The organism is Runella sp. R5_40, from assembly GCF_057652295.1.
Genome location: NZ_JBYFCH010000001.1, coordinates 112,732 through 122,387, shown reverse-complemented (window position 1 = coordinate 122,387; position 9,656 = coordinate 112,732). Strand labels below are relative to the sequence as shown.

Annotated in this window: 6 protein-coding genes; all 6 read left to right on the top strand. The window is 44.2% G+C overall.

From position 1 onward, the window contains the following. The first annotated feature begins 5 nt into the window (after nt 1–5). The 6 genes from AC23N5_RS00565 to AC23N5_RS00540 all read left to right on the top strand — a co-directional run bounded on the left by AC23N5_RS00565 (nt 6) and on the right by AC23N5_RS00540 (nt 9,647). On the top strand, nt 6–1,010 hold the full coding sequence (locus AC23N5_RS00565) for a PorP/SprF family type IX secretion system membrane protein (protein WP_122932248.1): 1,005 nt from the start codon (nt 6–8) through the stop codon (nt 1,008–1,010). Nucleotides 1,011–1,111: 101 nt separating this feature from the next. Continuing rightward, on the top strand, nt 1,112–3,496 hold the full coding sequence (locus tag AC23N5_RS00560) for a carboxypeptidase regulatory-like domain-containing protein (RefSeq protein ID WP_183972048.1): 2,385 nt from the start codon (nt 1,112–1,114) through the stop codon (nt 3,494–3,496). A gap of 159 nt (nt 3,497–3,655) precedes the next feature. Then, the gene (locus AC23N5_RS00555) at nt 3,656–5,662 is read left to right on the top strand and encodes a carboxypeptidase-like regulatory domain-containing protein (protein ID WP_487754112.1); all 2,007 of its coding nucleotides are present in this window, start codon (nt 3,656–3,658) and stop codon (nt 5,660–5,662) included. Nucleotides 5,663–5,713: 51 nt separating this feature from the next. After that, a complete protein-coding gene (locus tag AC23N5_RS00550) occupies nt 5,714–6,811 on the top strand; it encodes a redoxin domain-containing protein (RefSeq protein WP_487754111.1) in 1,098 nt (365 codons plus the stop codon). 140 nt (nt 6,812–6,951) lie between these two features. After that, nucleotides 6,952–8,247: a TlpA family protein disulfide reductase gene (locus AC23N5_RS00545; RefSeq protein ID WP_487754110.1), complete on the top strand. Its 1,296-nt coding sequence runs from the start codon at nt 6,952–6,954 to the stop codon at nt 8,245–8,247. A gap of 20 nt (nt 8,248–8,267) precedes the next feature. Next, the gene (locus tag AC23N5_RS00540) at nt 8,268–9,647 is read left to right on the top strand and encodes a TlpA family protein disulfide reductase (RefSeq protein ID WP_487754109.1); all 1,380 of its coding nucleotides are present in this window, start codon (nt 8,268–8,270) and stop codon (nt 9,645–9,647) included. The last annotated feature ends 9 nt before the right edge of the window (nt 9,648–9,656 follow it).

Sequence of the window (9,656 nt, the reverse complement as noted above, 5' to 3'; positions counted from 1 at the left end):
TAACGATGATCAACCTCATCAAACAAAAGTATGCGTTCTTACTGCTGCTAATCGCTCTGATTAGCAGCAGTAAAACCTGGGCCCAGCAGGACAAGTTGTTCTCGCAGTACATGTTTAACATGATGGCCTTGAACCCCGCGTATGCTGGGAGTCGTGACGTGCTAAGTGCAACTGCACTATACCGTAACCAATGGGGCGGAATGACAGGAGCACCCCAAACCGCAACTTTCAGTATTGATATGCCCGTAAACCGCGAAAGAGTAGGGTTGGGCTTGCAGTTGTTCAACGACCAAATTGGTCTCGAAAACTGGACAGGTGCGATGCTTTCTTACGCTTTCCGAATTAAAGTTGGCGAACGTACAACTTTGGCATTAGGTTTGCAGGGTGGTGCCATGAATTTTCGCTGGGATTTGGCCAAGGCAGATTTAGGAAATAACTTATCCGATCCTGCTTTTGCTAGTAACATCTCGAAAATTCTGCCAAACTTCGGTACGGGTATTTACCTGAGCAACGACCGCTCATACCTCGGGGTGTCAGTACCTTATTTGATTGAGAACAATTTGAATGATTATGACAACGACCAACGTGCGAAAGTACGTCGCCACTTGTACGCAATGGGTGGGTTTGTCGTAGGCCGTAACTCGGTTAAACTCAAACCCTCAATGATGGTTCGCTACGTAAATGGCGCGGGTCTATCGTTGGATGGAAACATGAACTTGTGGTTCAACGACCGCATCGCTTTTGGGGTGTCGTATCGTCACAATCGCTTTTCAACTTATGCGGGCAAAATTCAACAACTTCCTGATGGTAGCATCATGAAAGGCGACGCACTCGTAGGAATGATTGAGCTTCAGCTTTCTGATCAATTCCGATTGGGATACTCGTACGACTGGACTCGTAACAACCTCAATCAAAGTCGTAAGTTTTTGAACATCCCAACCCACGAAATCATGCTGCGTTACGAATTCGGATTCAGCAAGAGTAAGATTCTTACTCCACGTTATTTCTAAGGGTTTAATAGTAAAATCTAGTTAAGGGTATATTCTTCATGAAGGGGTATTGCAACGCCAACAGGGGAATATACCTTTTTCTTTACCCAAATTTTGGAATTATGAAGACGTCTATCTTATCGACTCTATTGGTAGTTGCGCTTGCATGTGTTGAAGTGAAGGCCCAGACGACGTTGAGTCACGCAAATCGCCAATACGAAATGATGGCCTATTCAAAGGCTATCGAGCTTTATGAGCAGTCATTAAAAGACAACCTAAAAGACTCTACCAAAGTAAATACACTCGTCAAACTAGGGCATAGCTATCACCAAATTAGAGATACCCAAAATGCCGAACGTGTGTATCGACTTTTGTTTGGAGAAACAAAAAGTATTCCTAAAAGTCAAGCAAGTAGCTATTTGTACTACGCCCAGGCATTGGCAAGCAATGGCAAATACGATGAGGCAAAGGACATGTATGAGCGCTACAGCCAAGCACAACAAGACGACAACCGTGGCAAAGAATTTACAAAGCTTTACGGCGACGTAAATAAGCTTAAAAAGAATAAAACAAGTTATAAGATTGAGGCACTCGATAATATAAATACCAATAGAGCAGAATTTAGCCCTACCTATTATAAAAAAGGCTTGGTGTTTGTGTCTTCAAGAAATGAAGGTGTAAACATCAAACGAACCTACGGTTGGAACCAAACCGCGTTTTTGGATTTGTACGAAATCCCTGATTTGTCGGTGGTCAACTCGGCTAAAACAAGCCGTGTGGGTGGTTCTGAAACCACCGCAAGAGCGGCCAAAGGTAAAGGCGTGTATTTGCTTGGCGCGGATGAATACACCGAAAGAACAGCCAACGATTCGAATACGCCAGGGAATTTCAAAGTAACGAGCAATGGTAAACCTGACCCTCTTCAAAATGCGAAAATTGAATCGCAAAACATGGGGAAAGCCATCAACTCAAAATACCACGAAGGCCCCGTGGCTTTCTTTAAAGATGGAAGTAAAATGCTCTTTACTCGTAATAATTACTTGGATGGCAAGTACAAAACGAGCAAAGACGGTGTGAATAAATTGAAACTGTACATCGCCGATAAAACAGGCAGCGACTGGGGAAAAATTAAAGAACTACCCTTCAACAGCGATGAATATTCGGTAGGGCATCCTGCCTTGTCGAAGGACGATAAGTTGTTGTATTTTGTCTCCGATATGCCAGGTGGCTTTGGGGGAACGGATATTTATGTAAGTAAGTACGAAAACAACAACTGGTCTGTGCCCGTCAATCTAGGCCCAGCAGTAAATACCAAAGGCAACGAAATGTTCCCGTTTGCCGATGAGCAAGGAAACTTGTATTTCTCCTCAGATGGCCACGCAGGACTTGGTGGATTAGACATGTTTTATGCCAAACTCATCGAAGGCGTAATGGCCAAAAAGCCAAAGAACCTTGGTGAGCCTATCAACTCAACCAAAGACGACTTTGGACTGATTACCGACGGCGAGCGTAAAAGTGGCTTTTTCAGCAGCAACCGCCGTAACGGTGGAGCCGACGATGATTTGTACCGTTTTGAGCGTTCGGGGCCACTAGACCCTTGCCAAGACATCATCGTAAATGTGTTTGACGCTGAAACCAAGAACGCCTTGGCCAACGTGGACGTAGAAGTCATTAGCAAAGACGAAAGCGCGCCAGAGTCAAAAACCATGACGACCGACAGCGAAGGAAACCTTCGTTTGTGCTTGGATAGCGATATTGATTTTGTGTTTAAAGCGTCGAGCGAAGGCTATTTGAACAATACCCGCAATTTTACCACCAAAGACTTGGATATTTCGGAGCTGGTAAAATTGGAAATCCCGCTCGACAAAGCAAAACCTAAAAATACGGGGCCTAAGACCTTTACGTTGCGCGGGTTGGTAACAACGCAAAAAGAACGTAAACCCATTCCTGGCGTAAAAGTATTGCTCCACAACGAATGCGATGGCTCGACCCAAGAGTCGGTGACGGACGAAAACGGAAGCTATAAATTTGAGGTGCCTATTGGCTGTGATTACTCGATTGAAGCCATGAAAGATAACTTGGGTACGATGGGTAGCAAAGTCAAAGGGGGCGAAACGACCGAGGCCAACATTACGATGTTTGAAAAAGGGGATGTCATCAAAATTGATAATATCTACTATGACCTCAACAAATGGGATATTCGTTCAGACGCAACGGTAGAGCTCAATAAGCTGGTTGACCTAATGAAAAAATACCCGAAAATGAAGATTGAGTTTGGGTCACATACCGACAGCCGTGCCTCGGCCAAGTACAACAAAACGCTCTCAACGCAGCGGGCAAAATCGGCCGTGGCGTACATCGTAAAACAAGGTGTCAATTCAAAGCGGATTATTGCGGCGGGTTACGGTGAAAGCAAACTCGTCAACAAATGCAAAGACGGCATTGGCTGTACCGAAGAAGAGCACCAACAAAACCGCCGTACCGAAATCAAGATTTTGAGTTTGTAGAAATAGATGTTTTGAAGGTGAGTTAGTAGAAAAGCAGAGGTTCGCGAGAGCCTCTGCTTTTTTGTTAGGTATGGGGCTCTCTGGAGTAAAAAAACAGTTGCTAGTTACTGCATAATTCACTAACTTTCTTGGAATAATGGCACCATTCGCCCAAATCGTATGCTCAAATTCTGGACAAGAAAGTTTATCGTCGGTTTACTGTTGGGTATCTTCGTCAAAACGACTGCCCAAACGCAGGTGTTGGTTGGTAAGGTAATAGATGCCCACACTTCGGCGCCTGTTCCTTTTGCCGTTGTGTTTATTAGCAATACTTCCAAAGCCACCGAAACCGATACGCTGGGGAATTATACCCTAAAAAATGTCTTTCAACACCTGCGCGGTGGTAGCGTAGAAGTCGTGGTTTCGTTGTTGGGTTACACTACTTTTCGCCAGAAAATTACGTACAGTCAACGAGACACGCTTTTGCTGCCCATTTCGCTGGTTCCTTCCCAACAAACCATCGCCGAAATAGCCGTTAAAGGTACGCGCGACCAAACGTGGCTCAAGCAGTACAAAAAATTTGAGAAGGCGTTTATCGGGACGGGTGAAAATGTTCGCCATACCAAAATTCTGAACGCTTGGGTCGTTGACTTTGATGGCGACGGCAATACGTTTTCGGCTTCGGCCAAACAGCCCATTGCCATCGAAAACAAAGCGTTGGGGTACAACATCTATTTTGAACTTCAACGGGCAACGGTTTCGCCTATACGCAGTAGCTTTGCGGGCTTGGCGCGGTTTGAAGAACTGAAATTGACAGACCCCAAACAACAAAAGAAAGTCGCCGAAAACCGCCAACGGGCGTATGAAGGCTCGGAGCGGCACTTCCTGAAAGCACTGGCCCAAAACAAACTCAAGCAAGAAGGGTTTGTGGTGTATGAAGTCAGTCCTACCTACCACGAAAAAACCACATTTACGCATTTGAACCCGCAGTTGGGCAAGCGTCTGTTTCCTTTCAACGATACGGCGGCCGTACGAATGGGCAAGTTTCCGACGTCGAGGGAATTGTACATTCGGAATGAAATTGAGGTACTCAATGTCAACCAAGTGGCGCGAATCGGGACGTACCAAGATGCCCCTTTTCCCGTGTCGTGGCTGCGTATAAAAGGCGGCAAAGCCGAAGTGACAACCTCGGGCTTGCTTTTTGACGCTAACAGCAGCGAATGGGCGGGGGACATTGCCGAACGGCGAGTCGCCGATTTGTTGCCGCTGGACTTTGACCCTGAGCCGCTGCCCGAATCCGCTAATTGGCAGTTGTTATTGCCTAAAACGGAAGCCGAAGCTCCCATTTTGAGTGCGTTAGAGGCACTTCCCGCACCGCTGGTGTCGGTCAAACATTCGTTTGAAGGAGATTCGACGGTTTTTCGCATCCAAGTGAAAAAAACAGACGGAACGCCCGTGCAGGGAAAAGTGTCGATTGCGGTTATCGAAGACCTGCAAGCGAGCGCGGCCGATACGTCGTTGCCCGTCGTGGCCATTACCGATACGTCGTCGATGGCTGTCGCTCCCAACAATGGCATTACGTTGGAAGAGGTAAAAGTGAAGGTCAAACAAAACAAACGCGCTACCCAAACTTTGTTGGGAAAAATAGACTACGTGGTGGAAAGTAAAGACCTCCGAGACATTATTTCGGGGAACGCCATCACGGCGTTGCAAAGCAAAGTGCCTGGCGTTGATATTTTCGAAACGACCGATAATGGCGGTTTTAGCCGAAAAGGGGCAAGAATCCGAGGCGGAGGGTACAGCCTACGGGCGACATCGTCGGGGGAAGAGGAACCGCTTTTTTTGTTGGATGGCATTCCGTACGGAACTCTGCAAAGCCTCAGCGCCATTCCCGTAAGCGAAGTAGAACGCATTGAAGTCATCAAACGCGCGAATCCGCTGTTGGGGTTGCGCGGTAAAAACGGAGCCATCAACGTCGTGACCAAGCGGGCGGTGAGCCACTCCGCTGCGCCTACGGCCTCCGTCAACGAAGGAAAACTGTTTTATTGGCAGCCAACCACGGAGTTGTCGAAAGAAGGAGAGGTGTTGGTTCGATTTCTTTTGCCCAGAGGTGTTACCTATTACGTCACCATCAACGGCCTAACGCTCGAAAACCAGCCTTTTACGCACGAGCTTCGGGTACGTTAAAACCAAAAATTAGCACAATCTATTTTTATAAATCCCTCAACAAACGTTACGATGAAACTTTGGACATTGCTAGTAGGCACATTGGGGGCTGTGTGTAGCCTGACTGCCGTCGCACAAAACCTCACCATTCAAAACACAACAGAGAAGCCAATAACGGTTCAGGTGGAAGTAATGGGAGGATACAAATCAATGCAGCCATTTGACTCACTCACAATCGCTGCCAAAGGAACAGCGACACTAAATCGCAAAAATGCACCTTTGACGTTTTACAGAATTGTTGCAAATAACGTAATAGAAACCTTCAGAGATTTTGTTTGGGAGCGCGATGTGGAACTGGTCTTTGATGAATCCAGTAAGTTTGCTGTCAAAGGCAGCACGTTAACAACCGAATGGGATGATTTTATTAAAAATATGGTATCGCCAGTGCACGGCAAATTAGTAGCAAATACAATTGAGTACAATAAATTACTAGCAGCAGGGGATACATTAGGGGCAGAAAAATACATGTTAAAGTCTAACCAAGCGATTGGAGAGCTAAACAAACAGTTGGATAGCATCATTTTTGCGCCCCGCAGGAATTTTATAGACTTTTATTTGTTGGCAGGCCGATGGGAAGCTTGGTCTAAAAGTGTGCGCAATGAGCAGCTGCAAGCGTATGCAGCCGCTTGGGGAAACCATCCGTTTCACAAAGCGATTGTGGATGAAATCAAGAAAATAGAGAGTGTGGGCGAAGGGGTTCGCATTCGGCCGTTTAAGACGACGAGTATTGAGGACAAAGAAGTCAACTTGTCGGAAATAAAATCGGATTACATTTTGCTGGATTTTTGGGGGAGTTGGTGCGGGCCGTGCATTAAGGCGATACCTGAGTTACAAAACTTATACACGACTTTTGACGCGTCATGTCTTCAAATCATAGGGATTGCGGGAGAAAATGAAGTGCCCAGTGCGCAGCTTCGCGCGCTTCTCAAGAAGAAGGACATTGGTTGGACGCAAATAGAGGAGTTACGTCTGGGGGACAAAACGTTAGCGAAACAGTTGAATATCACCTTTTATCCAACGTACTTTTTGCTGGACAAAAATCTTAAAATCATCAAGAGAGGTGATTCGAGAATTTTGAAAGAAGTAGAAGAGATATTGCGCAAAAAATAAACCTCTCAATTTTTATGCATCTCAAAAAGACCTGGACTATCCTCCTTTTGTCTTACAGCTATTTATTGGTTTTTCCACTAAAGGTTTTCTCCCAGAACGTAACTATTTCTGGAGAAATCAAAAACCCGCTTGATTCGTCTATGTCTTTTATTTTGCTTCGGCATGGTTTAGTAGGAGAGCGTGAAATCATAGAAGCGAAGCTAGACAAATCGAATAAGTTTACGTTGAAACTGGTTTTAGATGACTTAGCTTACATTCATTTTTATCACAGTAATGAATCGTCGGTTGTGTTGAGAAACTGGCTTATCGAAAAGGGGGACAGTGTGACCATGTATTTTGATGCCACAAAAATTTTGGAAACAATGTCGTTTAAAGGAGTAAATGCTGCCAAGTATAATTATTACGTGGAAGATGCCCGCAATTGGGGTTCTTGGGGCGAGAAGTTTATGCAAAATTTGGGTAAGCCTATTGAATTTCAGTTTAAATACATTGATTCTGTTGAGGCGGGAAGGATAAATTTGTTAGCCAAATTTGAGAGAACAATGTCGCCTCTGTTTGCAAAGGTCAGGTATGCTGACATCAAAGGAGAGGTAAATAGTTACCGTTTTACGCCATTATTGCCCGAAAACAAGCCTCCAATCCCATTCTATGATTTGCCAAACGAACTGAAGAAGTTTACGCGAGCAATGCCTTTACAAAGTGATACTACGGCAAAATCATTGTATTACGTTGGCTATTTAGATGCCTTATCCTCCTTTCTGTACAACGACATGAAGGTGATGTTTAAAAGTTCGACGATGAGCTTGATGGATTTTCAGCGGAGTTTATACCATCCAAAGGTGGCAGAAAACCAGTTTGCGTACCAAATTTTTGATAAGCTCAGAACAGAAGGCTGGAATCCCACGAACCAAAAACTTTACGATAAATACGTTGAAGATTATCCAAATAGTCCATACATCCCTTTTTTGAAAGGTAGGCAAATCAAAGCAAAAGTAGTGGCCGAAGGACAAAAAGCATTTGATTTGGGAGTTGAGGCATTGGCGAAGTTAGAAAGCTACAAAGGCAAAGTAATTGTGTTGGATTTTTGGGCAAGTTGGTGTAGTTCTTGCATTGCGGAGGCCAAAAACGTCAAAAAGATAAAAGAATCCTTGAGTACGCCTGACAAAGTAGTGTTTTTGAGCATTTCTTTGGACGACAAAGAGAGTGATTGGAAGAAAGCCATTGCTAAATGGGGGATAGTGGGGCATCATATACGGTTAAAAAATGGCTTTAAAGACACAGTTGCAAAGCAATACGGTGTCATGGGGTTGCCAAGTTACTTTATCATCGACAAAGAAGGTAAGTTTGCGGATACCAATCCACCGAGACCTAAATACAATGAAGGAAAGGATTTTTTAAAGACGATTGAGCGAGTTTTACTTGAGCCTACTCACTAAAATAATAACCTCCATCCGTTATGAAAACGTTTCAGCTTATTTGTCTGGTGGTTTTTTGTGCGACCATCGAACTCTTGGCACAGGAAAAGCCCAACGTCTATATCAAAGGAAAAATTACTGCGACCAAGCTCTCAAAACTAAGGGTGCGCCACTTTGACTTTGTTCTACAAAAAAGTACGATTGTGGCAGAAGCAGCCCTCGACAGTACGAATCGGTTTGAGCTTGCTTTCTTTTTGCCAAAACCACAGTACTTGCAACTAGGGAATGCTTACGTCTGGATTAGCCCCAATGATACAATCGCTGTAGTGATGAGTGACGAAAACTATGTAACCGAGGCGAAGGGTAAAAACAAGTACAACTACTTGATGAAGAGCAAGCTAAAAAGCTTGAATTATACCGTGATTGATAGAAATCTGAGTGATTGGTCACTTTATTACAAAGATTTGTCAAGTGAGTATGACGAAAAAATGATAATGATTGCCAAGTACGCAGACAGTATGGCGGTTGACTACAAAAAGTACGTGGAAATAGATACCAAATACAACATAGTCCATCGAAAACTTGTCCCCATCAAAGCGGGTTTTGTGCCACGTTCGGTGGCCGATGAGTTTATCAAAGACGTTGATTTGTCCCTTTTCAATAGAAATGAGGTTGACAATTACGGTTATGCAGTGGCGCTAAAAGAGTTTTATGATTTTAAGCTAGGGAATAACAAAGAGGACTATAACCGAGAGAATTTGGCCTTCAAATACGAGTTAATCAATGCGCTTTTTCGAGAAGAAGACCGAGAAGCGCTCATTTTGTTGATGTTAAAACCATTTGCTTCGCAAACGATAGAGCCTTATGCTGAGCTCATCAAGCAGTTATTTGCCAAGGAAAAAGCGGCGTTTCAAGATTCAATCCGCTTGAATCAATTAAAACACATTGAATCAATTACGACGACGACCAACCAGTATTTCAGTAAGGAGGTATTATCGACCAAATTTAAAGATGCTTCCAACAATGACATTACCCTGTCTGCCATTATTGAGGCCAATAAAAACAAAGTAATCGTGGTTGATTTTTGGGCAACGTGGTGCGGGGCTTGCATCGAAGCTTTTCCTGCGCTTTCGGCCGTACAACAACAAACGGAGAACAGCGAAGTAGTGTATATGTTTGTCTCCTTTGATAGAAAATATGAAGACTGGATGAGGGGTAAAAGTCGTTGGCCGAAGAGTAATTTACATTATTTTTTGCCTGAAGGTTTTAATTCGTTGCTGTGTCGCAATCTCTATTTTACAGGTATTCCAAGAACGATTATCATCAACAAAAAAGGGAATTTAGCGATATACAATGCGCCAAGCCCAATGAATGGCAGCCGACTGTATGATTTAATAAAGGAAATTGAAAGCCAGCCTTAATACAGGCTT

What these genes read in the sequence shown, in the direction of transcription:
- AC23N5_RS00550 (WP_487754111.1), top strand. Translation starts at nt 5,714, where the DNA reads ATGAAACTTTGGACATTGCTAGTAGGCACATTGGGGGCTGTGTGTAGC.
- AC23N5_RS00565 (WP_122932248.1), top strand. Translation starts at nt 6, where the DNA reads ATGATCAACCTCATCAAACAAAAGTATGCGTTCTTACTGCTGCTAATC.
- AC23N5_RS00540 (WP_487754109.1), top strand. Translation starts at nt 8,268, where the DNA reads ATGAAAACGTTTCAGCTTATTTGTCTGGTGGTTTTTTGTGCGACCATC.
- AC23N5_RS00555 (WP_487754112.1), top strand. Translation starts at nt 3,656, where the DNA reads ATGCTCAAATTCTGGACAAGAAAGTTTATCGTCGGTTTACTGTTGGGT.
- AC23N5_RS00560 (WP_183972048.1), top strand. Translation starts at nt 1,112, where the DNA reads ATGAAGACGTCTATCTTATCGACTCTATTGGTAGTTGCGCTTGCATGT.
- AC23N5_RS00545 (WP_487754110.1), top strand. Translation starts at nt 6,952, where the DNA reads ATGTCTTTTATTTTGCTTCGGCATGGTTTAGTAGGAGAGCGTGAAATC.